The organism is Streptomyces sp. NPDC001848, from assembly GCF_042891915.1.
Taxonomy (GTDB): domain Bacteria; phylum Actinomycetota; class Actinomycetes; order Streptomycetales; family Streptomycetaceae; genus Streptomyces.
This window is the reverse complement of sequence record NZ_JBIATP010000017.1, coordinates 159032-185213: the sequence shown is the minus strand read 5'-3', so window position 1 is coordinate 185213 and position 26182 is coordinate 159032. Positions and strand designations below refer to the sequence as shown.

Below are 26182 nucleotides of genomic sequence, written 5' to 3'. Positions count from 1 at the left end.
CCGGACGCCCCGTCAGCGTCGTGATCCACCCTGCTGGCCGTCCCATGCAACACCACCTCGATCAAGGTGTTGCAACGACCAGTGGAATCCACCCAGTACACCTCGATCGCGTTCACCGAGCGCCTGGCTCAGGCCGGCATCGCCCCCTCGATCGGCAGTGTCGCCGATGCGCACGCCGACACCCTCGCCGAGTCCACCATCGGTCTGTTCAAGACCGAGCTGATCAACCGCCGCGGGCCGTGGAAGACCTTCACGGACGTTGAGTTCGCCACTGCCAAGTGGATCGACTGGTACAACCACCGCCGACTCCGCGGGGCTCTCGGTCACATATCACCAGCCGAGTACGAAACCGCCTACCATCACCAGCACACCCGCGCCAACGAACCCGTCAGCGCCTGAAATCCCCGCTCTCTACCGAACCCGGAACGGTTCAGAGGAGCACAACACCTCCCACCGCAAGGTCCGGGCCCGCGTCGAGCATGTCTTCGCACGGATGAAGGCAGGGAAGATCCTCCACGACTGCCGTCTGAAAGGCGACGGCGTTCACATCGCCATGCTCGGCACCGCCCGGCTGCACAACCTCGCCCTCGCGGGGTAACTCCCGCCCCATACGAGACCAGAGAGGCCCAAGGGAGGTGGCTCCCCACCTCCCCGGCTCAAAGAATGTTCAGTCGATACAGAACTCGTTGCCCTCGATGTCCAGCATCGGGATGCACGACTCGTTTTCCTCATCGGCATACAGCGTTTGCACGTGGGTCGCACCGAGCGCGACCAGTCGTGCACACTCGGCTTCGAGCACGGCGAGGCGCTCGTCCCCCACGAGCCCGGTGCCGACCCGGATGTCGAGATGCACTCGATTCTTGACGGTCTTGCCTTCAGGGACGCGCTGGAAGTACAGGCGCGGGCCCACGCCTGAGGGATCACTGCAGGCGAACCATGATCCCTGTTTCTCAGGAGGCAGCGTGCGGTTGAAATCGTCCCAGGTGGTGAACCCCTCGGGTGGCGGCGGTATGACGTACCCCAACACTTCACACCAGAAGCGAGCGAGGCGCTCAGGTTCTGCGCAGTCAAACGTGACTTGGAACTTCTTGATCTCTGACATCGGCGCACCGTACCGCGTACCAGGGGAACCCTGCCGCTCATTTCCCCAGACGGATCCGCCCGCCACCCGTCGCATCCTGGGCCGCCTTGGACACCAAGTGATCAAACCGGACAGTCCACGAGCACGACGCGACCGCGGCGGCGGAGCGCCCAGTGGTCCCCAGGAGCCAGTCCTGACCAACCACCTTCAGCCAAGATCAGTTGCGGGACAGCCCTTAGGGCTTGCAGATCATCAACGTGTTGCTTCCCGTTCGGGAGCTCGTTGGTGTGGTATGCGCATCCCGGACGAGGCTCGTGCCCAACTCGCAGTGAGGTTTGATGTGTTGTTCCCGCATCTCGACGAGCGGCAGCGGCGCTTGCTGATGGGAGCGGAGGCCCGGCTGCTGGGACACGGCGGCATCCGGGCCGTCGCACGGGCCGCCGACGTGAGCGAGACGACGGTCCGCAAGGGCGTGTTCGAGCTGGAGGCCGGCGAGGCCCCGCTGGGACGGGTGCGGCGGCCAGGCGGAGGCCGCAAGCGGGTCGCGGACCTCGATCCAGGGCTGCGCCCCGCACTGCTGGCGCTGGTCGAACCGGATGAGCGGGGCGATCCGATGCCGCCGCTGCGGTGGACGGTGAAGTCGACCCGCACCCTCGCGCTGGAGCCGACCCGGACCGGACACAAGGTCAGCGCCGATACCGTCGCCGCTCTGCTGCGAGAGGAAGGCTTCAGCCTGCAGGCCAACGCAAAGACCCTGGAGGGCAGCCGGCGCGCGGACCGCGATGCCCAGTTCCGCTATCTCAACGAGCAGGCCCGCGAGCACCGGGACGCCGGCCATCCGGTGATCAGCGTGGACACCAAGAAGAAAGAGCTCGTCGGAGAGTTCAAGAACAGCGGCCGGCAGTGGCGGCCTGCCGGTGAGCCAGCGCCGGTGCACATCCACGACTTCGCCGATCCCGAGCTGGGCAAGGCCATCCCCTACGGGATCTACGACCTGGCGGCGAACACCGGCTGGGTCAACGTCGGCACCGACCACGACACCGCCGCATTCGCGGTGGAATCGATCCGCCGCTGGTGGCACGGTCAAGGACGGGCCGCCTACCCGCAGACGACACGGCTGCTGATCAGCGCGGACGCAGGCGGCTCCAACGGCTGCCGCACCCGGGCCTGGAAACTGGAACTCGCCCGGCTCGCTGCCGAGACGGGCCTGACCATCACGGTGTGCCATCTGCCGCCCGGCACACAATGCCGTTGTTTGACTATTGAATCATCGCCGGGTTGAGGATGATGACCTTGGCCGGGACCCGGCGGGTGGGCCCATGCTGTCGTTTCTTGACCGAGGGCGAGTATTTCGAGTCCGGGCGTTTGAGGACCCGCGGTGCACAGCGGTGGCGGCGGGGACCGCTGTCGAGCCTTGCGGCGGACCTTGGCCTCCAACATCGCCAAGAACGACCCGACGGCCGACACCGCGTCCTTGGCCTGCTTGACCACGCTGCGCCGGACGTGCTTGAGGACCTTCACGAAGGAGATCCGGTCGGGATCGATCCGCTCTCCGTCTGCGACCCGCATGATGATCCGGTTCAAGCAGTGGTGCACCACCAGGTGCGCCCAGGCCTCCTGACGCACCAGGGCCGGCGCCGTCGAGCGCAGCACCTGCACCGGGCCCCTCTGGAACGTCTTGACCTGGCGGTACGCCGACTCGACCTCCCAGCGCTCGTGATACAAGGCCGCCAGCTCGGCCGCAGGGTAGGCCTCGACATCGATCAGATCGGTAAGCAGCCTGATCACCTCGCCGCTGTCGACGTGGTATTCGATCACCCGCACCGTCACCCCGCCCGGATGCGAGGCCCATTGACCGGCCAGGCTCACCCGCCCCAGGTAGCTCCCGTCCGGCAGCACGTTCACGGGACGGGACGCGACCGTCGACCGGGCCCGGAGCAGCAGATGCGCCCCGGCGGTCGTGTATGCCTTCCACAGCTCCACTCCCGGGAAGCCCCGGTCCATGATCACCAGCATTCCGGCCGCCGAACCCGCCATCTGAACTGCCAGTTCCCGCTCGCCGCCGTTAAAGCCGCCGATCCGGGCGTCGATCGAGGCGTGCGTGCCGGTCTCCGTCAGTGTCACCACTCGGGCCTGCGGGAACCCCGCCACGGCTCCGCGGGCGTCGGTCGGCCCGCCGAAGAAGGCGCGATTGGCGCAGCTGTCCGGCACGTCCAGCACGAACCCATCCACCGCAGCGAGCCGCATCCCCCGCCAGAACGATCCGTTCAGACCGTCCGGGGCCGCAGCCCCGCAGACACGGCGGAACAGCGCCTCCAGGGCCTCCGGTCCCAGCCTCTGCCGGGCGCGGGTGAACGAGGCCCGGTTCGGGATCGTCTCGTGCATCCCCTCCAGGGCCCCGACCAGGTTCTCCGCGACGTCGTCGTATGAGTCCTGCGCGAACAGTGCCAGCGCGAGCGTGAAGTAGACCATGAACCTCGGCGACAAGGCGCCCGGCCGGCACGACTACCCCCGCGCTCACCGGCTGCTGATCACTGCCGACGGCGGGGGATCCAACGGCTACCGCACCCGTGGCTGCGGCAACGGCGAGGTTGGAGCGCTCAAGCCAGCGGCAACGGCCGAGGACGTGTACCAGGGCGGCGGCGCGGGCGTAGGGGCCGTCGTAGACGGGGGTTTCCAGCAGTTCGGCCCGGTGACAGGCGACCGCCGCCACGGGCACCCCGTAGTCGTCGGGGGCAGGAACCCCCCGCCCCGGCGATCTCAGCGACCTGCAGGATCCAGGGGACGTCGATGTGCCGTTCCATTACGCGGCGTGCGTCCCCGGGCGACGGTGCGCGTCTTCGGCCTCGTCGAAGACATCTTGGTGTTCGTCGAGGAAGCGCCTCGCGGCGCCCAGGCCCCGCTGCCGCAGCCCGTCGGTGTCCTCCCGCACGAGGCCTGCGATGTAGTCGCCGAGGCTCAGGCCGCGGTCCCGGGCACGGGCCTCGGCCATTTTCTTGATCTCGTCATCGACCCGTGCACCCAGCTGTGTCTTCGCCATGCCAGGATGGCAACAGTTGTTACCACGGTTGGCGGCCCGCGAGCGTGACGGAACGGATCGAACAGCTGTCCGCGATCGGCATGCGCCGGACGTAGAAAGCCGCGTCGCGGGGGACACCGGCGGGCACGTCGACCATGTCCGCCAGTTCACCGGGCTGGGTGGTGGCCGAGGCCTGCGGTGACCCCGGTCGTCCCGACGATCTCCGCCTCAAGGTCGACCGCGCCGTTCTGCAGGGATCGACGAACGCGCGCGGGTGGAGTCTGGACGTCTTGGCGCTCGATCTGCTGGGCGCCGGGATCGAGAGTGCTGGAGCGGTCGACGCTCGCCTGGCTCACACAGTGGTCCGCCGCCCTCCCCGGCGGTGTGGCCGGGGAGGGCGGCGGAGGTCGAAGAGCGTGCGTCACAGTGCCCGGAGCAGGGTGAGCAGTTGGAGGGTGTCCGAGTTGAGCCAGTACTCCACGAACTTGCCGTTCTGTATGCGCAGGGTGTCGGTGCCGGTGAAGGTGACGACGGTGCCGGGCTGGGCCTTGGCACCGGGGAAGCCGCCGGCGTAGGTGCCGGTGGCCGTCCAGCGCACGGAGGCACGGTGTCCGGCGACCAGAGGGTCGATCTGCAGGGAGAAGCGCAGGTCGGGGAAAGCAGCGCGGGTCTGGGCGATCCAGGCCACCAGACCGCCCGCGCCGCGGATACTGCTGCCGTCCCCTCCGCCGAGGAGGGCGGCGTGAACCGTGAAGTCCGGCGAGATGATGCCGGATGCCTGGGTGTAGTCGCCGTTCCAGAGGCGGAGCCACGCGTCGAGCATCGCCTTCGGGTTCTTGGCGGCCGCCCGGTGGCCCGGGGAGGTGACCGAATGAGCTGCCGGGGCGGAGGACGAGGTGGATGCTGCGGCCGTTGTCGCGCTGACGGCCAAGGCGGCCACGGCGGCGGGGAGAAGCAGGCGCATCCGGGGGCGGGCGGTGGTGGTCATGAAGGTTCCTCGCATATCTGTGTGGTGGACAGCGGTGGTGCCGGCGGGCCGCGGTGTCAGTCGGTGCCGGTCGGACTGTGGTGTCAGTCGGTGCAGGTGGTGCCGGGTGCGGGCAGGGCGCGGGTGGTCAGGTAGCGGTTGGTGGCGTCGCGCACGCACAGGGAGAGCAGGAACATGCTGTAGTCGTCGCCTTCGCGGCTGAGGACAACGCTGCCGGGCAGTTGGGCCGCCATGGCGAAGCCCGCGCTGTGCGGGGCGAGCGCCTGATGGGTGGACTGCAGGATCAGCGCGGGAGGCGCGCCGTGGACGGGGGTCCCGGCCGCCACGAGGGTGTCGTCCAGCGCCGTGTCCAGGACCATAGTGCGCAGCCGGCCGCGGTAGAGGTGGGTGTAGGTGCGTCCGAGCAGGGTGCTGTAGTGGATGCCGTACCAGTTCAGCTGCTTCTCGCCGAGCCCGGTGCACACGGCTTCGAAGTCTCGCGCGGTGCTGGTCAGGTCGGTGTGGGCGACCATGGGGCCGTTCTTGCGCAGACAGTCGGCGGCGAAGGCACGGTTGTGAGCCACGAGCGTGTCGAACTCAGCCTGGCTGTGCGGGAAGTGGGTGACGCCGGCCGGTTTGAGGGGCGTGGTGCAGCGGATCGGCGTGCTGTGGCCCACTCCACGCGGGTCGACGGCGACCAGGTCGAAGTTGCGGCTCATGGCGCCGGCGAACGACGGGAAGCCGATGCGCATCGCCAGTCGCAGCTGCTCGATCGACGACCCGCCGGCTCCGTCGTTGAGCAGCAGCGCGCCCTGGCGATGGGCCTGGTCGTCGGCGGGGCGGCGGACCAGGGCGAGGCTGAGGCTGCCGGCGTGCGGGTGGGCGTAGTCGACCGGGACCCGCAACGTGCCGCACTGCATGCCCTCGAGCTCCGCCTCCGAGCAGGCCGTCCAGCTGATCCGGCTCGCCGGGGCGGCCATCTGGGGCTGGGCGGGAGCGGCAACCGCCGGGGTGGCGAGAGTGGCCGCAGCCACGAGGACGGCGGTCAGGGGCGCCGGACATACGTGCGGAATCTGGGCCTGGGCATGGCGGGGTTCTCCTGAGGGCGTTCGCGCCGTGACGCGGCGCGGAAGGGATGCAGGGGCGGTGAGGCGGTGAGGCGGTGAGGCGGTGAGGCGGTGAGGCGGTGAGGCGGTGAGGCAACGGTCGGCCACCGGGGCGCGTGTATGTGCCGGTTTGTGCGGGGATCGTCAGGCGTGCAGGACGATCTTTCCGGCGACGGTGCCGGACTCGGCCAGCCGCATCGCCTCGGCGGCTCGGGTGAGGGGCAGTTCGGCGGCGATCTGGGCGGTGATCTCGCCGCGCTTCAGCGCGGCGAACACCTCGGTGAGGTCGGCGTGCAGCCGGGCCCGGAAGCGGCCGGGGCTCAGGGCCCGGCCGGCCCAGACATTGAAGAAGTAGGCGCGGCGGCCGTTGGGCAGGGCGTTCCACACCCAGATGCGCCCCAGCAACTTGAGGACGGGCCACTGCTTGGAGCCCTCATCGTCGCGGGTGGAGGCGCTGCCGTAGGAGACGAGCGTGCCGCCGGGCGCGAGAAGGCGCCAGGAGTCGACGATGCTGCGGCCGCCGACGTGGTCGAAGACCGCGTCCACTCCGCCCGGGGCAAGTTCGCGGACGCGGGCGGGGATGTTCTCGGTGCGGTAGTCGATCGGGCTCACCCCCCGTTCCCGCAGGGCGGCGTGGTGGCGCGCTGAAGCGGTGCCGATCACGTGCGCGCCCGCGGCGTGGGCGAGCTGGACCAGGACTGAGCCGACTCCCCCGTTGGCGCCGTGGACCAGGACGGTCTGCCCGGCGCGCACCCGGGCCTTGCGGTGCAGCATCTGCCAGGCGGTGATGCCGTTGATCACCACGGTCTCCGCCTCCGCCGCACTGATCCCGTCCGGGACCGCCACCAGGTCGGCGGCGTCGACGACCACGTGGCTGGCCCAGCCGCCGACCTTGAGCAGCGCGGCCACCCGGGTCCCGACGAGAACGGGAGTGACGCCGTCTCCGGTCGCCATGACGGTGCCGACCAGGTCGTAGCCGGGGACGAACGGGAAGGGCGGCTGGTCGTAGTAGCGGCCGCGGCGCATCTGCTGCTCGGCGAAGGAAACACCGGTCGCCTCCATACGGACGACGACCTGGCCTGGACCGGCGGTCGGCACGGCCCCCTGCCGCACCTGAAGCCCCTCCGGCTCGACCTTGCCCGGCAGAACGACCTCGACCATCTCTGCAGCGTTCATGACGACCTCCCTCGACTTCACACTCACCGTTAGCGGCTAGCGCGTTCGTTAGAAGTTATAACCGCAGGATGGGTGATGGTCAAGAGCTTTCGTAATAGGGTCTAACCACGCGTCGAGCAGCTCACCGGCTACTGGACGGCCCGTGGCCCAAGAGGGAAAGGACGATCACATGACAGTCGCTGGCAAGGAGACCCCCCGCGAGCGCTACCGAGCCCAGGTCAGGGCCGAGATCAAGGAGCGCGCCTGGGAGCAGATCGCCGCCGCCGGAGCACCGGGGCTGTCCCTGAACGCCATCGCCAAGCAGATGGGCATGAGCGGCCCCGCGCTCTACCGGTACTTCGCCAGCCGCGACGAGCTGATCACCGAGCTGATCCGGGACGCCTACCGCAGTCTCGCGGACACCATCGGCACCGCCGCCGCGTCAGGCGCCGATCTGACCGGCCTCGGGCACGCACTGCGTACCTGGGCACTGGACGACCCCCAGCGCTACTTCCTCATCTACGGCACACCCGTCCCCGGCTACCACGCACCCGACGACGTCACCGCGATCGCCTCAGAGATCATGGACGCCCTCCTCGACGCCGCCCAGCCGGTCGGCGCAGCCGCGGAAAGCCCGGACGAAGGCCACCCCGACACCCGCCTGGAGGCCCACCTCGCCGAACACCGGCAGTGGGCCGCCGGCCATCCCGCACCGTCGGCCGCCCTGCGCCGCGCCCTCCTCTTCTGGACCCGCCTGCACGGCATCCTCTCCCTCGAACTGGCAGGCCACTTCACCGGCATGGGCCTCGAGCCGGCCGAGCTGTACGAAAACGAACTGGCCCACCTGACCCGCTAGACGGCCCCTCCAGGCGCAAAGGCTGCGGCGGTCGTTGGAGCGGCTGCCTCTTGGCTGCCGAAGTCTCGTGCGTGCGATGCGCCGGCCGTGGTCCGGGCCCCGGCATCACGTGCGGCACGGACCGCGTCTTGGACGTGATGGACGTCACGGGAGGTGGAGCCGAGGATCCGACAGGTCCCAGAGGTGAGCACTGACCTGCGTGCTCGGCTACGGGCGGGTGAACCAGCCGCGTTCGCCGAGTTGTTCGACATTTACGCCCGCGGTGTGTACAACCACGCTTTCCGCCTGACCGCAGACTGGTCGACGGCCGAGGACGTCATGGCCGCCACCTTCATGGAGGCGTGGCGGCTTCGCCACAGGATCGACCCCGAGGGCGGCTCGCTGCGGCCCTGGTTGCTCGGTATCGCCACCAACACGGCGCGCAACCAATACCGCAGCAACCGACGCTACCGGCGAGCAGCCCTCGCAACCGCGGCCGCCGAACTGAACGTGCCCGACCACGCGGACGAGGTGAGGACGCAGATCGACGACCAGCGCAGGCTGGCCGTGGCGCTGCGAGCGCTCGCCACCCTGCGCAGACCCGAACGCGAAGTCATCGCGCTCTGCCTGGGAGAAGGACTCGACTACGAGGCCGCGGCGACAGCGCTCGGCATTCCCGTCGGCACGGTCGCCTCCAGGCTCTCCCGGGCCCGCAGAAAACTGCGCTCCCTGACGGACGACGCACTGGCACACCCCTCCCATCCAGCAGGGGACGCCATGGACACCGCAGTGAGCCTTGTTTCCCACCCGGCCCGTACCGGCCCGGCAGGACGAGCCGAAAAAGTCCGTGAAAGACGGGAAGCCACGGCGGCACGCAGACAGACAACGGGTGATCACATCCACACCGTCCGGCCCGCACAGGAAGGCAACCGATGAGCGCGAACACGCCCAGGCACGGCCCGGGTGAGTGGGAGGAAGCAGCCCGCCTGCTGTCCACAACCGCGCGTGACCTGCCGACGGGCCGTCATGAAAGGCAGAGGGAGCTTTTGATGACCCGTATCGAGCAGGCACAACACACCCAGGCGGCACCCACCGGCGAGGCGCGAGCACGTCGGGCCCGGCTGCCCCGACCCGCGATCACTCTGCCCGCCCTCGCCGCCACCGTCGCCGCAGCCGTCATAGCCGGAACTGCGATGTCCGGCGGGGACGGGAAGGGACCCGTCCGGCTCGCCACCGGGCCGGCCCTGACCACGCAGGTCGGCGCCGCCAGCCCCAACGGGGTGACGCGGTTGCTCGACCAGGCCTCCCTGGTCGCGGCACAGGACGATCACCCGGCCCTCGGAGCCGGCCGGTACGTCTACATCGAGTCCAAGACGGCCGACACCTTCGTGAGGACCGTCGACGGCAAGAGCAGCCTCGCCAGCCACGCGCTGCACAAGCGCCAGGTGTGGTACTCGCCCGACGGAACCAAGGGGTGGCTGATCGACCCCGCCGTCAACGACAGTCCCGAAGGGGAAACACTCAACCTCCCCGACGAGCAGGGCAACACCCCCGTCGCCGGCCTCAACCACCCGTCCTACAACTACCTGGTCCAGCTGCCCACGGACCCCGACACGCTCCTCGCCAAGATCTACAAGGAGACCCAGGGGCACGGCAACTCACCGGCCCAGGAAGCCTTCACCACGATCGGCGACCTCCTCGGCGAGAGCTACCCGCCCCCCCACCCTGACCAAGGCACTGTTCAAGGCCGCCGCGAAGATCCCCGGCGTCGTCACCGTCAACGACGCCGCCGACGCCGTCGGCCGGCACGGCGTAGCGGTCGCCCGGCTGGACGACAAGAGCGGCCGGCGAGAAGAGTGGATCTTCGACAGGAACAAGCACGTCTTCCTCGGCCAGCGCTCCGTCCAAGTGGGCAAGGCAGGCGGTCCCGAGGAACTCATCAAGCCCGGAACCGTGCTGTTCACCAGCGCCGCCCTGCAGCGTGCCGTAGTCGACGACATGAAGCAGGTACCAGCCCAGCAGGGCTGACACCCCTCCGCACGACCCTGCCACCGCCCGCTCCCCCACGTCCCGACCAGTGAGCGGGATGCCCGGCGCATCAGGTGCGTGGTGAACCGGCGCCCCCGCGTCCGGACGCGCCGCGTTTCACACATCGCGGAGCAGCAGGCTGTCCGGCAACCGCGGCTCATCGACCGGTGGATCGCCGGACAGGAGCATCGTGAGGCGCAGCGACGACAGAGTGAGGAGATATGGCCGGTCCTGCCGGACTGGCCGATCCAGTTCGGCCTCAACCGCTCGAACGTGGACGCGATGCACACCGGGGACTGCTGGGCAGCGGCCAAGAACGGCCGCTGCCATCCGGCCACCCCGGCAGCAGGCGACCGATGCCCTGCGCCAGCAGGCACCACCATGCGCCCACTGCCGACCCGACACAGCCCTCGGCCTCCTCGACCAAGACGGAAAAAGCCCCGGCCAGCATACGGCCGGGGCTGAACCCGCAGAGGGGTGTGATCGTGAAGGGCGGTCGCCTACGCGGCGAAAGGCTCTGCAAGGCTTCAGCCGAACGATCGTCCCTGCAGGCAATAGATGAGGCCCCGGGGGGGACACTGTCCCCTTCACCATCACGCCCCGTTCAACCACACCGGCCCAGCAACCATTCCCGGTGCGGGAGGAGATTCGTGCGCGCCAGCACAGGAAGGGAACGGCCGCTGGCCAGCGCAGGGTGCGCGCAGCGCATCGCGTAAGTACCTGTTCCTGGCCCGGCACGACAGGAGTCGCCCCGGTCGTTTCCGACAATCGCCATCACCGTACCGGCCATGCGCTGCCCGGCCGGCTCAGTGCTGAGGGTGATCGCTCTTGGACAGGTAGAAGGGACTGAGCTGCAACCAGTAGCCGTGCACGAGGTCTTCGGCATCCCGCACCACCCGCTGGGTGCATGGCGCGTCCGCCGGCACGCGTTGCTCGGTTTGGACCGCGGTACAGCCCGTGCGCCGCACACCCCTCAGCACCGTCCAGCGCGAGAGGCGGCGGGACACGGCAGCAGTGCCCGGCCTGCCGCTTCGGCCCGCCAGGCACCATCGCGCGAGCAGTATCGCGGCCACCACCGACAACGCGCTGGCGGCATACACCTGATGACCGGCCACTGGCTCCTCCTGCCGGACACCCGTACGGACCATGCCGAATTCGTATGCCCCGGTATCGCATCAGTACGACGGCAAGCGCATGCTGGTCGGCTGCTCACGCGAGCACCTCGAGGAGCTGGTCGAGCAGTACAAACGCCGACCATTCCTGGATGCCGAACTATGGGCCGGGAAGATCGCCCGGGTGCTGCGGCGGCATCCCGAAGGGATCAGCGAGGAAGACCTGGCCCGCGAGAGCGGCCTGACGCATGAGCAGATCCAGCGCGGGGTGATGTGGCAGAACACCGAAGCCCAACGCTGGCTCGAACAGCACAGCCAGGACGGAGACGACGCCCCGGACAGCCACCAGTAGGGCGACTTCCCGGACGGGCCCTTGGGGAGGACGGAGGACCCCGGACTGCGTGAGGCCATGTACAGCCCGGGGCCTTCCGCAGTCAGCCGCCGTGTGGCGGACACGTGATCTCAACACGGGCACGGGCTGGGCGAGTAATGAAAAAGCACCGGCCTCAGCGACCACACCGGCCAACCGGCCACCGCCCCGCAACAGAATCGAACCTGCCGGCATGTGCCTGTACCAGCCGGATCAGGGCGTCGATGAAGGGCTGGGCGCCGTTTCGCGGGGCGTCGCTGCCGTGCCTGCTTGAGCCGACAGTCGTGGGTCCGCGAGTCGTTGGGACAGGCTGTGTCAGCTGCCGAGCCGGGTGCGCAGGAGCTGTTTGCCGAGTTCCGCGCCCTTGCGGCTGTCGGCCTGGGCCTTGCGGAACAGTTCGACGACCTCGGTGTCGTTCTCCCGTTCCGCGTCCTGGATGTAGGTGTCCATCCGCAGGGCGTTGCTCAGGCAGGCCTCGATGAACCAGATGAGGTTGTAGTCCTTGTCCTTGGTGCCGGTGACGTTGCCGGTTTCCGTGCTGCTGGCCATGGTGGTCCTTCCTTTTCCTTCGTCAGCGAGGACGACGACCCTGATTAAGGGTGTGGGACGGGGCTGAAGATCGGCATTACGGCCGGCTGCCGTCACGGGCAGGCCCACGGCTGCCGCAGCCGGTGACAGCCACATCGAGGTCCGCGGCCATGGTCACACAGGCACGCGTTCCTCAGTCCGGGCCACGCCGACCCTTGTGCGCTCGCTCCTGGGCCTGCCAGCGCCTTCCAGCTCAGGCTTTACTGCGGCGGACTTGGTCGATGGCGTCCAGGACCGCCTGCCGGTTGGAATGCCCGCGCTCCCAGCTCTCGATCACCGTGAGCTGCAACGGGGACAGCCCGCGCAGACGCTGCTGGATCTCCATGATGCCGAGCTGGCTGAAGCCCGGGATTGGCAGGTCCTCCTCGCGGGTGACCGCGCCCAGGACCTCCTCGCCAGGCCTGTGGGTCGCCTCGGGCACCGCCGGAAGCGCATTCTCGGCCGCGCGGATCACCGTGTCGCGCTGCCGGTGGTGCCGCTCGTACTCGATGACCTGCCGCACCACTCGGTCGGAGACGTTCGGCAGGTGCATCTTGATGCGCTCGGGGTCCATCTCGTCATAGCCGGCCCACGGTTCCGGCTCACGGAGGCGTTCGATGGCGTTCAGCACTCCGGAACGGCCCGCGTGTGCGCGTTCGTAGCCCTCGATCACCGTCAGCTGCGTCTGCGACAGACCGCGCAGACGCTGCTGGATCTCCGTGATGCCGAGCTGGCTGAAGCCGGGGATGGGCAGGTCTTCCTCGCGGGTGACCGCGCCCTGGACCTCCTCGGCCATGCGGGTCGCATCGGGCATCTCCCGCCAGGCGCCCTCAGCCGTGCCCCTCACCCGTCTGGTGCTGCGTCGGAAGGCCGCCCGCAGCCGGGCCACGGCCGCCCGCGCCGTGCGCATGACCGCATCCAGCAGGCCGCCACCCTCGGCGGCCTGGGCCTCGAGGGGACGCTGGCCGTTGGTGGCCACCGCCACGGCGCCGGCCCGCTCGGCCAGGTTCTCCTCGAGGCTCTCCAGCAGCTCCTCGTCCTGCCGACGCAGCAGGCGCAGCAGGTCGGCGGTTTCCCGGTCATGGAGCTGTTCGGCGATTCTCTCCCCCGCCCGGCACACCGCCAGAGCCCGGGCTGCCGCCGCGTACTCGTCCTCGGCGTTCTTCAGCAGACGGCGCTCACGCGCCAGCCTCTCACCGTCCGCCATCTCCGTCATCGCCGCCACCGCGACCTCCACGGGCAGCACGGTCACCCGCACGGCGCCGCGCGCCGCGAACCGCACGAACTGCGCGGCAGCCGACCACACTCCGCGAGGAGGCCGCACCTCGCGTACCCGGTCCTCGATGCGCGCCAAGTGGTCCTCAGCCTCGGCCACCTGCCGCTCGAGTCTTTGCCGGCGAGCGCCGGGCGGTGTGATGGTCACATCCGTCCGGAACCGGTCGACGACCGCGGCGTGAGCCTCACGCGCGTCCTCCAGTGCCGGTATCAGCACATCCGTCATCGCTGCCATCAACTGCTCCAGGTGAGATCGGTGCGGGCATCCCGCCGCGTACGAAGAAGAGCCACCCGCCCTCCCCCGCAAGGGCCGGGCAACCAGAACCCATCCTGCGCAAGGCCGCACAAGATCGCCCCGCGAGCTGCTTGCTCGGGCAAGCGGCCAATCCACCACCGACGTTCCGCGACAGCGGCCCTCGCGCACGGGCAGCCGCACACGCCCGTTCCCGCATTCGGGTGAACTCAGCGGGATGGTCCCCACGCCAGAAAAATGGAAGACACGGCCAACCGGGGCGTGGCGAACTGCTGCCGTCGTCAACCTGTGTGGAGTGTTTCCGACCTCTTCGTCACTCGTTGTGAAGGTCATGGAACCTCGCCGTGATGACGTGGCACCTTGCGGAGCCGTTCCGGGATCCGACTCGCTGCGGCCCGACTCCGAACGTCACCCAGGTGGCGCCGGACGTGGATATACGAGGCAGCGGATGGCCTCGTGGGACCGCAGAGCTGCGATGATCGGCTTCTCCGCAGCCAGGGTCATCACCGGGGCGGGGTCCACCGTCATGGGTGACAGGGCCCGATGAGCGTCTATGAGCTGTTCGGGGAACCAGTGGTGCGGTCCTGGCGCGCCGCAGCCGACCCCGAGCCGGACGAACTGCACGATGGCACCCACGGGCTCACCCCGGTGCCCGGGACCCCCACGGCGCCGTAGGCTGCTGCGGCGCCCGCGGGACCGCCCGGCCAGCTGCGCCGAACTCCCAGCGGCGCAGCAGCACCATGCCCATGCGCCCTGTGCCAGGGAGAACGACCGGCAGGACCCTAACCGACTCTCACCGAGGCCATGCTGCTCGGCAGCCCAGGCGCAGGCCAGGCTGGTGTCGGTTACGGCGGTGGTTCATCAGCTTGGCCGCGGGTGCCCGAAGAGCAGGTCGTAGCCCGGCGGAAGCTGAAGCAGGATGCGGTTCATCAGGTCCTCGCCCGCGATGTCGGCCACAACGCTGAGCACGGCGCTGACGTCCCATGTGGCGGTTTTCTCCGTAGCACCTTCGATCCAGGCCGCGGTTGCCCGGACGAACCGCTCGGGCGGCAGCGGTTCATGTGCCTGGAGCGGGTTGAGCAGGACCAGCGCCAGCGTTTCAGGAAGCCGGGCGGCCAGCTCGGCGCGCACCTCGCCCACCAGATGAGCGCCCAGCAAGGCCAGAACAACCCGGGAGGCTCGTTCCGCCTCCTGCCGCGAAGGATATTCACCCCGCTCCTGGACTGCGTCGATGAAGGCGTCCCAGTGCATGCGCATGACGGTCCTCCCAGTGCCCGGCCACCGGCGGATCCCACTGGCCGAGGCGGTGGCAGCGTGAAATGGGTGTTCTTGTTCGGCCCAGATGGTCTTCCCGGAAGGGGTGACGGGTGACCCACCGGCCGGAGAGCTGTCCGACGAGCAGCAGGCCGCGGCCGCCTTCGAAGGGAAGTGCTGCTGGCGTCAGAGGCCTCGCAGATCAGGGGGCCCACCTCCCCGACTCGAGGTTTCCGCTCACGGAGCGCCCCACTGGTGGGGCCGGCCCCCGCGACACTCCACTCCAGTCAGCGCGACCATCCAGCACCCTGTCCGGTTCGATCACTCCAGTCGCTTCACGGAAGACGACCAGGTCGTGGTCGTAGTGTGACAAGCCCAGGATCCTGTTCCGTCCGTTCCAGTGCATGGTCACCCGCCAGCCGCCGGACTTCGACGGCCGGAACACGACGATCGGCGCACCACCAGTCCCCAGATTCGCCCACACTGCGCCACCCCAGCCAGCCGCGGACCACCTCTGGCCTGGGCTATCTCGTGGGGAAGAGGTGTCGTTGTCTGCGTCGTCTGCTGCAGGGGAGGGTTGCGAGCCCAGCGTTTGAGGTCGCCGACACGGTAGAGGAGTTCGGCGCCGCGCTTGTCGACGGAGGCCGGGAAGTTCGGGTCGTTGGCGCGGGCCCAGCGCGGCGAGCGTGAGCTGCGGCAGGTGCTCGGCTTGTGCTTTGCGCAGTCCGACGACTACGTCGTCCGTGTCCACGGCTGGCGGCCGGATGTGCCGCTTCTGGACGGTGACGTGCGTGTCCTTCCCGGTCCGGCGCGGAACTCGGGCTGCTGAGTGGTGAAGAACCTGAGGTAGGCCTCGGCGTCGCTCAGGACACGTTCGGCGGTATGCGCCTCGATCAGGGGCATCAGCTGGGCGAAGACCGCGGGCCGGACCACTTCTGCGATGTATTCGGGAAGCTCGACCAGCGGTGCCGGGCCGTGCCGGTAGAAGGAGTTGGGGACGAGCACGTAGTAGCCGTGCCCGCCCGTTCGCGGGCCATCCCCCGCAGCACGGGCCGGATGCCGAAGCCGTCGGCGTACATCAGCACCCCTGGGTGCCGCTCACCGTGGTCGGGGAAGGCAGCGAACGCGTCGACCTGGCCGTCCGCGGTGGGGATCCGCAGAGAGTCACCGCCCCGAGGCCTGCCAAGAGGTCGAACGCAAGGCCCACTGCTTCGTGCTACGCACGCACGGTTGCCCTCGGAGCTGTCAGTGACCGGGTCTAGCCTGCCGTTCGGCACAGCGAGAGCGAAGCAGACGGAGGTGCGTGGCGATGACGTGGCAGCAGGAAAACGGCAACACCGAAGGGCACGAAGGCTCGGCCTTCGGTGTGCTGGCCGACGGACTGCGCTTCACCTGCCACGGAGCCGCAGCGGTGTTCTCCGAGAGCAGTGAGGACGGCGAGTCCGGAGGCCGGCCACCGGAGGTCCGCGACCCGCGGATCGTTCACCTCCGCCCGTGCTGCAGGTGCGGGTGGCGCGGAATGAACGTGCCCGCCGCCGGCGAGCTCGTGGCCAGCGGGGAGAACCGCACCGATTGGCTCGTGCCGGAGGAGGCCGTCGCCCCGGCCCGCGAGTTGTGGCAGCAGCATGTCACCGCCGTGGGCAGCATCGCCGTGCCACCCTGGCACACGGTCCGCTGGGCGGAGCAGAACCTCGCTCTGCGTCAGGTGACCGCGGAGCAACCGCTTGCGGCCTTGCGACTGCTTCGCAAGATCCTTTCCGATGTGGAGATGCACCGGATGGCCGCCGTGGCGTCGGCTCGCGAATGGGGCCTGTCGTGGACGGACCTCGCCGCCCAGTCGGGGCTTGACGAGGAAGCCGTCCAGCGACTGCACCGACGGACGGTCGACGGCTGCTGACGACCCGGACGCGCTGGGCGGACGTCCTCGGCGCCTCCCTGAGGCGTCGGCGCTCGCGCAGACCGGCGCGCCGGTGGACAAGGCACTCCACCGGGCACCAGGGCCGCTCCGGTTTGTCCTGGTAGTTCCTCGCCAGGTGGGGGTGATCTCGTCTCTGGCGGCCGTGAAGTCGCCCGGCGGAAGTCCGTACAGCTCCTCGGCGACAGCGTCCAGATCCACCCTTGCCGCCACCCATCACCCCCATATGTAGAATTTGCCGCGATCTATAAAGATGTGTGGTGGGCGTGTTGGTGCCTCCGCTACTGGAGCCGATGCTCGCCCGCGCCATGGATGCGTTGCCGGCACTGACCGCGCTGTCCGGCGGGGTGCTGCACAAGCCGAAGTACGCCGGTTCTCCAGACACCTGAAGTTGTCTCATCCGAGTGACATCGCGGCGCCTCCCAGCGCACCTCCGAGCGAAAGACTGCACATTGCCAGAGTGGTGACGCATGCCTGTGGGGTCACGTGCATCTGTTCTCCACCAACCAGCGGAAGGTTTGGAAGGTCGGCCGGGTCGCTGGATTGAGTCAGACAGAGCTGTCAGCTCTGTTCGCCCGGCGTCTGGTGCCTTCGGGTACGCCGATCCTGCTGGATTTCGACGCGGGCCGGGTAGTTCGGCATAGGTCGCTCTGGCCCGGGCGCTGGCGCGGCCTGGATTCATGGATGCAGTGCCGAGCACGCGCCCGCTGGCGGAGGCCGTGCCTCCCGGGCGTAAGTCATCGCTCACTCCGCACCGGGCGTAGGCCAGCCCGTTCAGTCGGCGAACGTGCTGCGTCGTCCGTAGGAGGTCGAGCGCTGTGGCGGACGTCCTCAGCCACCGGCACGGGCGGCATGGAGTGCAGAGCTGTGGCTGACCGGCCCCGCACGGGGAACAGAATCGTGAAAGTCGGCGCCATGTACCAGATCGCTGACGTGGAAGCCCGTGTGCGGCACGGGTGAGCGGTGGATGGCGAGGATGGCGGCGTCATCGGCGAGAGCCCCGTCGGCGTGAACAAGAAGGTCTTTTTCGATGTGTTGAACGAGTGTCTTGGGGCTGCTCTTGGCCCATAGGGGGAGCCGCTCCTCCAGCGGGTAGAACGCTCGGCTCCTGTCGCGGGCCTCCACGACGCCGTCGGTGTAAAGGAGGAGGAGGTCGCCGGCCTGGAACGAGAAGGTGTGCGTGGCATGGGCCTCCGGCCTCAACGTCCACATGCCCAGCGGAGGCGCCGGGTGGGGACTTGTCACAGATGTCACGTGTCCGTGCCGGATCAGCAGGGGTGGCGGGTGTCCGCAGTGAACGACCTGTGACACAGTGCTGTGGTCGGGGATCTCGAGCAGCAGCGCGGTGATGAAGTGCTCCTGGGCCTCCCCGTCCGCCTCCGGGAATCCGGTGAGGTAGCGGCAGACGCTGCGGTCCAACGCCTCCGCCAGAGCGGGCAGAGTGGGGTGGTGGTGGGCGGCCTCCTGGAATGCGCCGAGCAGCGTGGCCGCCTCTCCGATCGCGGCCAGCCCCTTCCCTCTGACGTCTCCGATGATCACGCGCGTACGGTGACCGGTGCGCGCCACTGCGTACAGGTCGCCGCCGATGCAGGCCTCCTTCTCGGCGGCCAGGTATGAGCACGCGATGTGCAGGGGGCCGATCCGGTCGGGCAGCGGGCGCAGCAGGGCTCGCTGGGCGGCCTCGGAGACGGACCTCACTTGGGCCAGTTCCGCCGTGCGCCGGTCACGGACGAAGCAGACGATCACGGCGAAGACCGAGAGGATCGCGAGCCCGATGATCTGCGACATGTGGTTGGTGGTGGTCAGTCCGCCGTGGAGCACAGCGATGATGATCTGGGCTCCCACCGCCAGTGCCCCGAGCAGTCCGGTCAGCCAGTAGCCGGCGAAGGCGGTGGTGATGGCGGGGGCGACGACGAGCAGCGGGCCGAGGTGGACGGATTCCGGGGAATGTATATCCACCAGAGTGATCACGATGATCAGCACAAGGGGGATCGCCACCAGCGCGTGTCTCGACTGCCACAGCTGACGTAGTAGGGCGACGCGCTGCCCCACGTGCATCTATCCAATGTGCACCATTGGCGAGAAAAACAAGCGTCTGTGCGGATGCCGGAGTCACAGTGGAACCTCCCGGTCACGGGAGTCACTGGCCTTCCATGGTCAAACGTTCGGGAGGATCTCTGCGGTGCCCTCCGCAAGGCCCGAGCTCGGATTCAAGCCTACGGTGGAGGCATGCTGCCGGAGTCCGTGTGGCCGGCCTGCCAGGGCACCGGACTCCGGCTGATTGCCCGGCAAGCCTCGGCCGACCGCCGGTCAGCCGGAGACGGCCGTCGTCCAGCCGCGGACGACAGTCTGCCTCGCCTTCTCCAGCTCTGCGTCGGTCGGGAACTGCGGCGTTCCCTCCACCGTCGGCAGCCGGGCGGCGGCGGCCCTTGCTCGCTGGGGCGAGGCCGACTTCAGCCAGGTCGCCTTCTGCGACTGTGCCGGGCTGCGCATCCTTCTCGCAGCACGCAGCCACTTTCAGGACGCAGGGATGCGCTTTTCTGTGTCCGGGCCGGTCACTCCGGCGTCGACCGGCTGTTCCCTCTGACCAGCACGGACCAGCTCCTGCGGTGGCGGGAAGCGGCCTGATCCGCACCGGCCCGGCGCCCTCCGACAGCCTCCCCCTCCTCCCACTTTCCATGGCGCGAGCAATCTCGTTCACCCTGTGGCTGTGACACTTGGGGCACATGAGACGCTGGGCATCATGGGCCGGTGGCTTCGGCCCGCAAGGCCCGCTCCCCCCGTGCGGGTCTTTTGCCCGCGGGGCGGGCGGGTGCATCCCCCCGTCGCTTGCCCGCCCCTCGGCTTCGCTCGCAGCCGCTGCTGCAGCCACGGCACAGACGGCGATCAGTCTGGGTCGGTACGTCCGCTCCCGATCTCCTGTGCAAGATCCCGCATCTTGATGTTGTGGTGCTGGAAGACGCGGCGCCTCCCCAACCAGGAGATGCTGGGCGGCATCTCAGTCACCCAGCCGGCCGTGCTGGCGAACCTCCGATGACCCAGGTGGAGTGGGATGTCAGTGGCCGGCACCGGAGTGCCGCGTTCGATGAACCGCTCCGCGAGGCCGCGGGTGGCGAAGGTGTCCAGCATGCCGGCCTGCATGCCGACCGCGCGCGACCGTCCCTCCAGTGCCGCCTCCACCCCGTGCAGGCGCAACCCCGCGACGAGCCAGAGCCCCACCGGGCCGGCCCCGGCGATGAGCACGTCGAGCATGACAATCGCTTCCTCCCACTTTTGGGACGATGCGCGGTGACAGCGGCGCGGCGATGCGCTGAGACAGGGGCGGCCTCGTGGCGCCAGGTGGGCAATGTGGCTCAGCGGGCGCTGCCGAGGTTTCGGTCGTGGTCGGCGCCTTCGAGCAGGAGGGTGGTCTCCTCGATGCGGCGGAAGCGGCCGTCGGAGGCGAACTCGGCGAAGAGGTAGACCTCCATGCGGACGGTGGAGCCGTCGGTCTTGATGACCTCCATCGTGTGGCGGTCGGCGTAGCGGTCGCCGGAGGAGAGTTCGTCGTGCACCTCTACCGAGCCGCCGACGACGACCGTCCGCAGGTGGGCGATGTGGGCGAGAAACTCGGGGCGGTTCGCCCAGCTTCCGTCGGTGCGCTGGCGATAGTCGGGGGCGAAGTGCCGGTCGGCGGCCTCGTCGAGGTCGAGGCCCGGGGTGAGCAGCAGGTCGGTGAGGGCGGCGCGGGCGTCGGTGTGGGTGCTGGCGGTGGCCATGACGGTCCCCTTGTAGTTCACGTTTCGACAGAAAGTGCGTGCGTCAAGCACGCACATGCACCGTACTGCAGATTGCGTGCGTCGCGCACGCTAATCTTGGTTCATGCCTAACGCTGTGGGACACGAGATCGCCGACGCTCTTGGAGCTCTGCTCGGGCGAAGCACCCGAGCACGGCTGTACGCGCGCCTGACGGACGGCCTGGGCGAGGCGGTGGACGAAACCACCTACCCCGTCCTCAGTGGGCTCGCCCGGACCGGCCCGTGCAGCGCTGCCGACCTCGCGGGTGAAATCGGCCTCGACCGCTCCGGCGTCACCCGCCGCGCCACCCGCCTGGAGCAAGCCGGCCTGCTGCGCCGCGAACCCGACCCCGACGACCGCCGCGCCACCCTGCTCGCCCTCACCGAAACCGGACAGCAGGCGGTGAAGACCACCCGGCAGCGCCTCGCCACGCTCATCGAGGCGTCCCTCGACTCCTGGCCACCCAAGGAGGCACAGAGCTTCGCCCGCCAACTCCACCGCTTTGTCAGCACCGGCCCGTTCGCGGAATCATGACCCCGGCACAGCGAAGTGCGAGCGCACCACGCTCGGGCCGTGCAGACTCGGGCGTCGACGCAGCGCGGCTGTTCCGTCTGGCGCGCCGGCGCGGACTGGTGCTGCTGGAGAACATCATGTTCCTCCACCACGTGCAGCACCACCGGGTCGCTGAGCTGCTGGCCGGTGGGTCCTGGGCGCGATCCGGTCCGTCAGCGCCGCCTTCACCATCCCGCCCCGCCCGGAGGGCGACACCCGCTACGACCCGGCGGTCGGCGGCGGCGCGCTGCAAAAAGCTCGTGCTGGCGACCGCTAACCCGCCGATCGCGGACCTCTTCGACCAGCAAGTACCCGGCAATGCCTGGCGAGTAAAGCCGAGCTGGTACATCGTGGGCACCCAGGACCGCACGGTGAACCCGGACCGGGAGCGCGCTTCCGCCGAACGGATGAAGGCCACGACCGTCAGCCTCGACAGCAGCCACGTCGCGATGCTCTCTCAGCCCAACGCCGTCCTCGAGGTCATCCGCAACGCTGCGAAGACCCTGGAATAGGGCCGAGGACCGCGGGGCACGCCGCCTTTGGGCATCCGTGCGCGTCGCCGCCTGCCGTAAAGAGGCCTCGACAGAACTCGGTGTGGTACAGCAGCGAAGTACAGCAACCCCGCCGACCAGCAGTCCGCGCGTTGCGCGCCTCGTTGGCCGCCATCGCGCACCAGCTACGTGTCATAGAGCCGCGTGCATCCCGCAGCATCTCCGGCATCGGGATCACCTACCCCGCATCCTGGGGCTCCCACCCGCTTGCCGGGCACCGTCTACCGGACCTCCGACTGGCAGGGGAACCACCACGGCTGTATGAGGCCCTGCGGAAAGGCACGTTCGTACTGATGGGCCGCGACACCGCCGCAGTCGCCGCACCGTGGGAAGGGCGGGTGGTGACCGCCTCCCCAGCAGCCGGCCTGCGCCCCACGCTACTGGTGCGACCCGACGGTTACGCCGCCTGGGCAGCCAAGGACCCCGATCCCGACGAGGTACGCGAGACCTTGACGCGGTGGTTGGGCGAGGTGGTCGGACAAATCCCTTAAGACCGTGTCCTACGTGGTGAGGCGGACGTTGACCCGGTATGGGGCGGGGAACGTGGAGCTGGATCGTGCCGGACGGCTTGTGGGAGATCGCCAAGCCGCTGATCCCGGAGCAACGAACACGGCCGCAGGGCGGCGGAACAGCGAACACTCCTGATGAGACGCTGTTCGCAGCCATCATCTACGTGCTGGTCAGCGGCTGTGCATGGCGGGCGTTGTCGGCGGCGAGAACGTTTCCGGCAGCCACCGAAAGGCTGTGCGGCGTCGGACGGCCCGCGCGCCGGTGAAGCGTGGGCGTCGTTGACGGCCATCGGGTGAGAGGCGTGCAGGCCCGCGCCGCCTCTGAGTTTCGCGGCCGCTTGGCGCTGCTGTTCCTCGGTCATCTCGCGGCCGTCGGCCGATCCCGGCTCGCACGCCACCGCGGTGCTGCCCTGCGACAGGCGGCGAATGGCTGCGCCTGCCAGCACCGGGCCCAGACCTGCCCGGCGCAAATCGGTGCTGGCAGTCTCTATGTCTGGCCGACCATGGCGGCGGGCTGGACGATCCGGTCGAAGTCCTTGGCGCTGATGTAGCCGGAGGCCAGTGCGGCTTCGCGCAGGGTGGTGTCCTCGTCGTTGGCCTTGTGGGCGATCGCGGAGGCCTTGTCGTAGCCGATCACGGGTGAGAGGGCGGTGACCAGCATGAGAGACCGGTCGACGTAGCTTTCGATCTTGTCCCGGTTGAGCTGGGCTCCCTCGATGCAGTATTCGCGCATCTTCGTGCAGGCGTCGGCGAGGATGGTGGCTGCGTGCAGGAAGTTGTTGATGATGACCGGGCGCATGGCGTTGAGCTCGAAGTTGCCTTGTGTGCCTGCGAAGGCGATGGCTTCGTCCTCGGACAGCACCTGGATGCAGACCATGACCATCGCCTCGCACTGGGTCGGATTGACCTTGCCGGGCATGATCGAGGAGCCAGGCTCGTTCGCCGGGAGGATGAGCTCGTCGAGGCCGCAGCGGGGTCCGGAAGCCAGCCAGCGGATGTCGTTGGCGATCTTCATCAGGGGCACGGCCAGGGCCCGCAGTCCTGCGGAGGCGCCGGCCATGGCGTCCAGGCCTCCTTGGGCGGCGAATTTGTTCTGCGCGGTGGTGAACGGGTAGCCGGTGGCGTCGGCGATTTCGGTGGCGACCTGCTCGCCGAATCCGGGTGGAGCGTTGAGCCCCGTGCCCACGGCGGTGCCGCCCATCGCGAGCTCGTACAGGCCCTCGGCGGACCGGGTGGCCCTGTCGACGGCTTGTTGCAGCTGGTGGGCGTAGCCGGACCATTCCTGCCCCACGGTGAGCGGGACGGCGTCCTCCAGGTGGGTACGGCCGATCTTCACCACGTCGTGCCACTGCTGTGCCTTGGTCTCGATGGCGCGCTGCAGTGCCTGCACGCTGGGCAGGAGGTGCTCGTGGACCTCCTTGGCCGCGGCGATGTGCATGGCGGTGGGGAAGGTGTCGTTGGACGACTGCCCCATGTTGACGTGGTCGTTGGGGTGGATCGGGGATTTGCTGCCCAGTTCCGCGCCGATCAGTTGGATGGCCCGGTTGCTGATCACCTCGTTGGTGTTCATGTTGGACTGGGTGCCGGACCCCGTCTGCCACACGTACAGCGGGAAGTGATCGTCCAGTTCACCCGCGATGACTTCGTCGGCCACCCGCTGGATCAGGTCGGCCTTCCAGGCCGGCAAGCGGCCGGCGCGCCCGTTGACGGCGGCGGCGGCCTTCTTGACGTAGCCGTAGGCGTGGTAGACCGCTTTGGGCATCCGGTCGTCCCCGATGGAGAAGTGGATGAGGGAGCGTTGTGTCTGGGCACCCCAGTAGCGGTCCGCGGGGACGTCGATGGCGCCCATGGAGTCGGTCTCCCGCCGGGTGCCGGTCGCATGCAGTCCGACGGGGATGTCGCGGATCTGCGGGGCTTGGTCCCGGTCGGTGGTGGAGTGTCGCGCGTTCATGCTGTGGCTCCGTCGGTGTAGACCGGCTGCCACATGGCCTCCCGGACAGCCTGTGCGATGTCGATCGGCTTGGAGGTGGCCACGCCGTCGTCGAGTGCCGCCTTGACCACTGCAGTCGCAGTGATCGCAGAGGACTCTCGAAGGTTGTCCACGGGCGGCAGCAGGGAGGCACCCGGCCCCGACGGGTCGACCTGATCCGCGACAGCCTGTGCAGCCGCGAGCAGCATGCCCGCGGTTACCTGGGACGCACCGGAGACGACCGTGCCCAGGCCCAAGCCCGGGTACAGCAGCGCGTTGTTGGCCTGCCCGATGCGGTAGCTCACGCCGTCGTACTCCACGGGCGCGACGGGGATGCCGGTTGCGACGAGCGCCTTACCCCCGGACCAGGCGATGACGTCGGCAGGCATGGCCTCGATACGGGATGTGGGGTTGGAGATGGGGAAGATGATCGGCCGTTCCGTACCCTCGAACATGGCCTGGACGACCTCACGCGTGAAGGCGCCGTGCACGGTGGAGGTGCCCAGCAGGATCGTCGGCTTGACGCGACGCACCGTTTCCAGTAGCGAGATCTTCCCGTCGCTCCCCCCTGCCCAGTCTGCGACCTCGGCCGGATCGCGCGCATAGGGCTGCTGGAAGTCACGCAGATCGGTCATGTCCCGAGTGAGAAGGCCCTGCTTGTCGATCAGCCATACCTGGGTGGCGGCCTGCTCCGGATCCGCGCCGTCGCGAATCATCGCGTCGCGCAGCTGGTCGGCGATGCCGACCCCGGCGGTGCCGGCACCGAAGACGACCAGCTTCTGCTCCCGCATCCGCACACCGCTGACCTTGACGGCGGACAGGGCGGCGGCCAGCGTGATGGCTCCTGTGCCCTGCATGTCGTCGTTGAAGATCCGGTAGCGTTCCCCGTACTGCTCCAGGATGCGTCGTGCGTTGCTGGGGCCGAAGTCCTCGAAGTGCAAGAGCGCGTCGGGGAACGTGGACGATGCCGTCTCCAGGTACTTCTCGATGAACGCGTCGTAGTCGGCGCCCCGGACCCGGGGGTGCCGGTTGCCCAGGTACAACGGGTCCTCCAGCAGCGACTCTCGGTCCGTGCCCACATCCAGCGAGACGGGCACGACGCGGCGTGGGTCGATGCCTGCGGCCGCCGTGTACACCGCGAGCTTGCCCACCGAGATCTGGATGCCTCCCACACCCCAGTCACCGATGCCCAGGATCTCCTCCGCGTCCGTGCACACGATCAGGTCGACGTCTTCGGGCCCGAGTTGAAGCGTGGCGAAGGCTTTCTCCATGTCGTCGGGATGGTCGATGGACAGGAAGATGCCGCGCGGGCGGCGGTACTCGTGGGAGTACTTCTCGATCGCCTCGCCCACGGTTGGGTCGTAGACGATCGGTAGCAGCTCGACGAGGTGCTCGGCGAGAACCTTGAAGTACAGGGTTTCGTTGCGATCGTGCAGCTGTTCCAGATACACGTTCTTGGCCAGGTCGCTGCCTTGTACCTGCATCTGCTGGTAGGCGCGCTGAGCCTGCCGCTCAAGCGTGAACACTCCGGATGGCAGGCGTCCCGTAAGACCGAGGGCCGCCCTTTCCTCCGGTGTAAAGGCCACATCACGGTTACGCAGCGGATCCACTAGGACGCTGGGGGTGGCAGGGGTCCGCGCGTGGGTTTCGGTCATGAGAATCTCCCTCTGAGCGAATGCCGTGTCGGCCCTGACGGGGTCACGCGGACGCGCTCCAGACCACGACCGCCGGCAGGTCGAGAGGTGGCGGGGACCTCCGCGCCCGTCCCGCAGACAGGTGGCTGCGACATCGCCCCCACAGGTCGACGAGAGTGCGCCCTGGTCGGAGCTCGTGAATGGCCCGGGCGGCCCGGGGCGCGGCGGAGTATGAACGTGTGAGACCGGCGTC

Annotated in this window: 27 protein-coding genes and 7 pseudogenes; 14 read left to right on the top strand and 20 right to left on the bottom strand. The window is 68.9% G+C overall.

From position 1 onward, the window contains the following. Positions 1-81 precede the first annotated feature (81 nt). Together ACFYZJ_RS31305 and ACFYZJ_RS31300 are read left to right on the top strand one after the other, a co-directional pair. The gene (locus ACFYZJ_RS31305) at positions 82-399 is read left to right on the top strand and encodes an integrase core domain-containing protein (protein WP_388573526.1); all 318 of its coding nucleotides are present in this window, start codon (positions 82-84) and stop codon (positions 397-399) included. A gap of 34 nt (positions 400-433) precedes the next feature. Beyond that, a pseudogene (locus ACFYZJ_RS31300) lies at positions 434-598 on the top strand (IS5/IS1182 family transposase); the annotation flags it as partial. Positions 599-667: 69 nt separating this feature from the next. Here the strand turns inward: ACFYZJ_RS31300 and ACFYZJ_RS31295 are convergent. After that, positions 668-1102: a VOC family protein gene (locus ACFYZJ_RS31295; RefSeq protein ID WP_388573524.1), complete on the bottom strand. Its 435-nt coding sequence runs from the start codon at positions 1100-1102 to the stop codon at positions 668-670. A 271-nt stretch (positions 1103-1373) separates the two neighbouring features. Between ACFYZJ_RS31295 and ACFYZJ_RS31290 the strand changes: the two are divergent. Beyond that, positions 1374-2324, top strand: a pseudogene (locus tag ACFYZJ_RS31290) (ISAzo13 family transposase); the annotation flags it as partial. A 389-nt stretch (positions 2325-2713) separates the two neighbouring features. Here the strand turns inward: ACFYZJ_RS31290 and ACFYZJ_RS31285 are convergent. The 7 genes and pseudogenes from ACFYZJ_RS31285 to ACFYZJ_RS31255 all read right to left on the bottom strand — a co-directional run. Then, positions 2714-3553 (bottom strand): annotated as a pseudogene (locus ACFYZJ_RS31285) (IS4 family transposase); the annotation flags it as partial. Between the two features lie 67 nt (positions 3554-3620). Then, a pseudogene (locus ACFYZJ_RS31280) lies at positions 3621-3885 on the bottom strand (fic family toxin-antitoxin system, toxin component); the annotation flags it as partial. Beyond that, on the bottom strand, positions 3885-4121 hold the full coding sequence (locus tag ACFYZJ_RS31275; RefSeq protein WP_388573522.1) for a hypothetical protein: 237 nt from the start codon (positions 4119-4121) through the stop codon (positions 3885-3887). The gene ACFYZJ_RS31275 and the pseudogene ACFYZJ_RS31280, both read right to left, overlap by 1 nt. Before the next feature lie 146 nt (positions 4122-4267). Next, the gene (locus ACFYZJ_RS31270) at positions 4268-4456 is read right to left on the bottom strand and encodes a hypothetical protein (RefSeq protein ID WP_388573520.1); all 189 of its coding nucleotides are present in this window, start codon (positions 4454-4456) and stop codon (positions 4268-4270) included. Between the two features lie 65 nt (positions 4457-4521). Continuing rightward, positions 4522-5088: an ester cyclase gene (locus tag ACFYZJ_RS31265; protein ID WP_388573518.1), complete on the bottom strand. Its 567-nt coding sequence runs from the start codon at positions 5086-5088 to the stop codon at positions 4522-4524. An 83-nt stretch (positions 5089-5171) separates the two neighbouring features. Continuing rightward, complete coding sequence (locus tag ACFYZJ_RS31260; protein WP_388573516.1) at positions 5172-6101, bottom strand: alpha/beta fold hydrolase; 930 nt, start codon at positions 6099-6101, stop codon at positions 5172-5174. 216 nt (positions 6102-6317) lie between these two features. Beyond that, entirely contained in the window at positions 6318-7349 is a 1032-nt protein-coding gene (locus ACFYZJ_RS31255; protein WP_388573514.1) for a medium chain dehydrogenase/reductase family protein, read from the bottom strand. Between the two features lie 169 nt (positions 7350-7518). Between ACFYZJ_RS31255 and ACFYZJ_RS31250 the strand changes: the two genes are divergently transcribed. From ACFYZJ_RS31250 to ACFYZJ_RS31240, 3 genes and pseudogenes are all read left to right on the top strand, one after another. Next, positions 7519-8184 carry a TetR/AcrR family transcriptional regulator gene (locus ACFYZJ_RS31250; RefSeq protein ID WP_388573512.1) on the top strand — a complete coding sequence of 222 codons (666 nt, stop codon included), beginning with the start codon at positions 7519-7521 and terminating at the stop codon, positions 8182-8184. Positions 8185-8367: 183 nt separating this feature from the next. Continuing rightward, positions 8368-9099, top strand: a complete 732-nt coding sequence (locus ACFYZJ_RS31245; protein WP_388573510.1) for an RNA polymerase sigma factor — start codon at positions 8368-8370, stop codon at positions 9097-9099. Then, positions 9096-9824 (top strand): annotated as a pseudogene (locus ACFYZJ_RS31240) (CU044_5270 family protein); the annotation flags it as partial. The gene ACFYZJ_RS31245 and the pseudogene ACFYZJ_RS31240, both read left to right, overlap by 4 nt. Before the next feature lie 16 nt (positions 9825-9840). Here the strand turns inward: ACFYZJ_RS31240 and ACFYZJ_RS31235 are convergent. Next, positions 9841-10194: a hypothetical protein gene (locus tag ACFYZJ_RS31235; RefSeq protein WP_388573540.1), complete on the bottom strand. Its 354-nt coding sequence runs from the start codon at positions 10192-10194 to the stop codon at positions 9841-9843. A gap of 803 nt (positions 10195-10997) precedes the next feature. Then, positions 10998-11306, bottom strand: coding sequence for a hypothetical protein (locus tag ACFYZJ_RS31230; RefSeq protein ID WP_388573508.1), 309 nt, complete (start codon positions 11304-11306; stop codon positions 10998-11000). 31 nt (positions 11307-11337) lie between these two features. Between ACFYZJ_RS31230 and ACFYZJ_RS31225 the strand changes: the two genes are divergently transcribed. Further along, positions 11338-11655 carry a hypothetical protein gene (locus tag ACFYZJ_RS31225; protein WP_388573506.1) on the top strand — a complete coding sequence of 106 codons (318 nt, stop codon included), beginning with the start codon at positions 11338-11340 and terminating at the stop codon, positions 11653-11655. A gap of 333 nt (positions 11656-11988) precedes the next feature. On the opposite strand, the gene ACFYZJ_RS31220 is transcribed toward ACFYZJ_RS31225, so the two are convergent. Next, a complete protein-coding gene (locus ACFYZJ_RS31220; RefSeq protein ID WP_388573504.1) occupies positions 11989-12222 on the bottom strand; it encodes a hypothetical protein in 234 nt (77 codons plus the stop codon). A gap of 232 nt (positions 12223-12454) precedes the next feature. After that, positions 12455-13750: a hypothetical protein gene (locus ACFYZJ_RS31215; RefSeq protein ID WP_388573502.1), complete on the bottom strand. Its 1296-nt coding sequence runs from the start codon at positions 13748-13750 to the stop codon at positions 12455-12457. 561 nt (positions 13751-14311) lie between these two features. On the opposite strand from ACFYZJ_RS31215, the gene ACFYZJ_RS31210 reads away from it, so the two are divergent. Continuing rightward, on the top strand, positions 14312-14443 hold the full coding sequence (locus ACFYZJ_RS31210) for a hypothetical protein (protein WP_388573500.1): 132 nt from the start codon (positions 14312-14314) through the stop codon (positions 14441-14443). Positions 14444-14629: 186 nt separating this feature from the next. On the opposite strand, the gene ACFYZJ_RS31205 is transcribed toward ACFYZJ_RS31210, so the two are convergent. Together ACFYZJ_RS31205 and ACFYZJ_RS31200 are read right to left on the bottom strand one after the other, a co-directional pair. Next, positions 14630-15025 (bottom strand): DUF2267 domain-containing protein, encoded by a 396-nt coding sequence (locus tag ACFYZJ_RS31205; RefSeq protein ID WP_388573498.1) that lies wholly within the window; start codon positions 15023-15025, stop codon positions 14630-14632. Positions 15026-15823: 798 nt separating this feature from the next. Next, a pseudogene (locus ACFYZJ_RS31200) lies at positions 15824-16107 on the bottom strand (dienelactone hydrolase family protein); the annotation flags it as partial. Between the two features lie 224 nt (positions 16108-16331). Between ACFYZJ_RS31200 and ACFYZJ_RS31195 the strand changes: the two are divergent. After that, positions 16332-16919 carry a hypothetical protein gene (locus ACFYZJ_RS31195; protein ID WP_388573496.1) on the top strand — a complete coding sequence of 196 codons (588 nt, stop codon included), beginning with the start codon at positions 16332-16334 and terminating at the stop codon, positions 16917-16919. 284 nt (positions 16920-17203) lie between these two features. After that, positions 17204-17326, top strand: coding sequence for a hypothetical protein (locus ACFYZJ_RS31190; protein WP_388573494.1), 123 nt, complete (start codon positions 17204-17206; stop codon positions 17324-17326). Between the two features lie 442 nt (positions 17327-17768). Here the strand turns inward: ACFYZJ_RS31190 and ACFYZJ_RS31185 are convergent, their stop codons facing one another. From ACFYZJ_RS31185 to ACFYZJ_RS31170, 4 genes are all read right to left on the bottom strand, one after another. After that, positions 17769-18995 (bottom strand): PP2C family protein-serine/threonine phosphatase, encoded by a 1227-nt coding sequence (locus ACFYZJ_RS31185; RefSeq protein ID WP_388573492.1) that lies wholly within the window; start codon positions 18993-18995, stop codon positions 17769-17771. A gap of 252 nt (positions 18996-19247) precedes the next feature. Then, on the bottom strand, positions 19248-19430 hold the full coding sequence (locus ACFYZJ_RS31180; protein WP_388573490.1) for a hypothetical protein: 183 nt from the start codon (positions 19428-19430) through the stop codon (positions 19248-19250). 393 nt (positions 19431-19823) lie between these two features. Next, the gene (locus tag ACFYZJ_RS31175) at positions 19824-20189 is read right to left on the bottom strand and encodes an FAD-dependent monooxygenase (protein WP_388573488.1); all 366 of its coding nucleotides are present in this window, start codon (positions 20187-20189) and stop codon (positions 19824-19826) included. Between the two features lie 101 nt (positions 20190-20290). Then, on the bottom strand, positions 20291-20695 hold the full coding sequence (locus tag ACFYZJ_RS31170) for a nuclear transport factor 2 family protein (RefSeq protein WP_388573486.1): 405 nt from the start codon (positions 20693-20695) through the stop codon (positions 20291-20293). A 103-nt stretch (positions 20696-20798) separates the two neighbouring features. On the opposite strand from ACFYZJ_RS31170, the gene ACFYZJ_RS31165 reads away from it, so the two are divergent. The 4 genes and pseudogenes from ACFYZJ_RS31165 to ACFYZJ_RS31150 form a co-directional block, all read left to right on the top strand. After that, positions 20799-21248, top strand: coding sequence for a MarR family winged helix-turn-helix transcriptional regulator (locus tag ACFYZJ_RS31165; RefSeq protein ID WP_388573484.1), 450 nt, complete (start codon positions 20799-20801; stop codon positions 21246-21248). Continuing rightward, on the top strand, positions 21245-21778 hold the full coding sequence (locus ACFYZJ_RS31160) for an alpha/beta fold hydrolase (protein WP_388573482.1): 534 nt from the start codon (positions 21245-21247) through the stop codon (positions 21776-21778). Before ACFYZJ_RS31165 ends, ACFYZJ_RS31160 begins: the two co-directional genes overlap by 4 nt. Before the next feature lie 80 nt (positions 21779-21858). Further along, positions 21859-22308, top strand: coding sequence for a hypothetical protein (locus ACFYZJ_RS31155; RefSeq protein WP_388573480.1), 450 nt, complete (start codon positions 21859-21861; stop codon positions 22306-22308). A 38-nt stretch (positions 22309-22346) separates the two neighbouring features. Next, positions 22347-22523, top strand: a pseudogene (locus ACFYZJ_RS31150) (transposase); the annotation flags it as partial. A gap of 290 nt (positions 22524-22813) precedes the next feature. Here the strand turns inward: ACFYZJ_RS31150 and fumC are convergent. Both fumC and ACFYZJ_RS31140 read right to left on the bottom strand, forming a co-directional pair. Beyond that, on the bottom strand, positions 22814-24277 hold the full coding sequence (gene fumC / locus ACFYZJ_RS31145; protein ID WP_388573478.1) for a class II fumarate hydratase: 1464 nt from the start codon (positions 24275-24277) through the stop codon (positions 22814-22816). Then, a complete protein-coding gene (locus ACFYZJ_RS31140) occupies positions 24274-25950 on the bottom strand; it encodes an NAD-dependent malic enzyme (RefSeq protein WP_388573476.1) in 1677 nt (558 codons plus the stop codon). The genes fumC and ACFYZJ_RS31140 overlap by 4 nt, the downstream gene beginning before the upstream one ends. Positions 25951-26182 lie beyond the last annotated feature (232 nt).

Excerpts from the sequence above, each read along its gene's own strand:
- ACFYZJ_RS31205 (WP_388573498.1), bottom strand. The coding sequence starts at position 15,025 with ATGCGCATGCACTGGGACGCCTTCATCGACGCAGTCCAGGAGCGGGGT.
- ACFYZJ_RS31175 (WP_388573488.1), bottom strand. The coding sequence starts at position 20,189 with ATGCTCGACGTGCTCATCGCCGGGGCCGGCCCGGTGGGGCTCTGGCTC.
- ACFYZJ_RS31210 (WP_388573500.1), top strand. The coding sequence starts at position 14,312 with ATGAGCGTCTATGAGCTGTTCGGGGAACCAGTGGTGCGGTCCTGGCGC.
- ACFYZJ_RS31295 (WP_388573524.1), bottom strand. The coding sequence starts at position 1,102 with ATGTCAGAGATCAAGAAGTTCCAAGTCACGTTTGACTGCGCAGAACCT.
- ACFYZJ_RS31170 (WP_388573486.1), bottom strand. The coding sequence starts at position 20,695 with ATGGCCACCGCCAGCACCCACACCGACGCCCGCGCCGCCCTCACCGAC.
- fumC (WP_388573478.1), bottom strand. The coding sequence starts at position 24,277 with ATGAACGCGCGACACTCCACCACCGACCGGGACCAAGCCCCGCAGATC.
- ACFYZJ_RS31180 (WP_388573490.1), bottom strand. The coding sequence starts at position 19,430 with ATGCGCAGCCCGGCACAGTCGCAGAAGGCGACCTGGCTGAAGTCGGCC.
- ACFYZJ_RS31250 (WP_388573512.1), top strand. The coding sequence starts at position 7,519 with ATGACAGTCGCTGGCAAGGAGACCCCCCGCGAGCGCTACCGAGCCCAG.
- ACFYZJ_RS31160 (WP_388573482.1), top strand. The coding sequence starts at position 21,245 with ATGACCCCGGCACAGCGAAGTGCGAGCGCACCACGCTCGGGCCGTGCA.
- ACFYZJ_RS31255 (WP_388573514.1), bottom strand. The coding sequence starts at position 7,349 with ATGAACGCTGCAGAGATGGTCGAGGTCGTTCTGCCGGGCAAGGTCGAG.
- ACFYZJ_RS31225 (WP_388573506.1), top strand. The coding sequence starts at position 11,338 with ATGCCGAATTCGTATGCCCCGGTATCGCATCAGTACGACGGCAAGCGC.
- ACFYZJ_RS31195 (WP_388573496.1), top strand. The coding sequence starts at position 16,332 with ATGACGTGGCAGCAGGAAAACGGCAACACCGAAGGGCACGAAGGCTCG.
- ACFYZJ_RS31165 (WP_388573484.1), top strand. The coding sequence starts at position 20,799 with ATGCCTAACGCTGTGGGACACGAGATCGCCGACGCTCTTGGAGCTCTG.
- ACFYZJ_RS31185 (WP_388573492.1), bottom strand. The coding sequence starts at position 18,995 with ATGCACGTGGGGCAGCGCGTCGCCCTACTACGTCAGCTGTGGCAGTCG.
- ACFYZJ_RS31140 (WP_388573476.1), bottom strand. The coding sequence starts at position 25,950 with ATGACCGAAACCCACGCGCGGACCCCTGCCACCCCCAGCGTCCTAGTG.
- ACFYZJ_RS31220 (WP_388573504.1), bottom strand. The coding sequence starts at position 12,222 with ATGGCCAGCAGCACGGAAACCGGCAACGTCACCGGCACCAAGGACAAG.
- ACFYZJ_RS31215 (WP_388573502.1), bottom strand. The coding sequence starts at position 13,750 with ATGGCAGCGATGACGGATGTGCTGATACCGGCACTGGAGGACGCGCGT.
- ACFYZJ_RS31275 (WP_388573522.1), bottom strand. The coding sequence starts at position 4,121 with ATGGCGAAGACACAGCTGGGTGCACGGGTCGATGACGAGATCAAGAAA.
- ACFYZJ_RS31265 (WP_388573518.1), bottom strand. The coding sequence starts at position 5,088 with ATGACCACCACCGCCCGCCCCCGGATGCGCCTGCTTCTCCCCGCCGCC.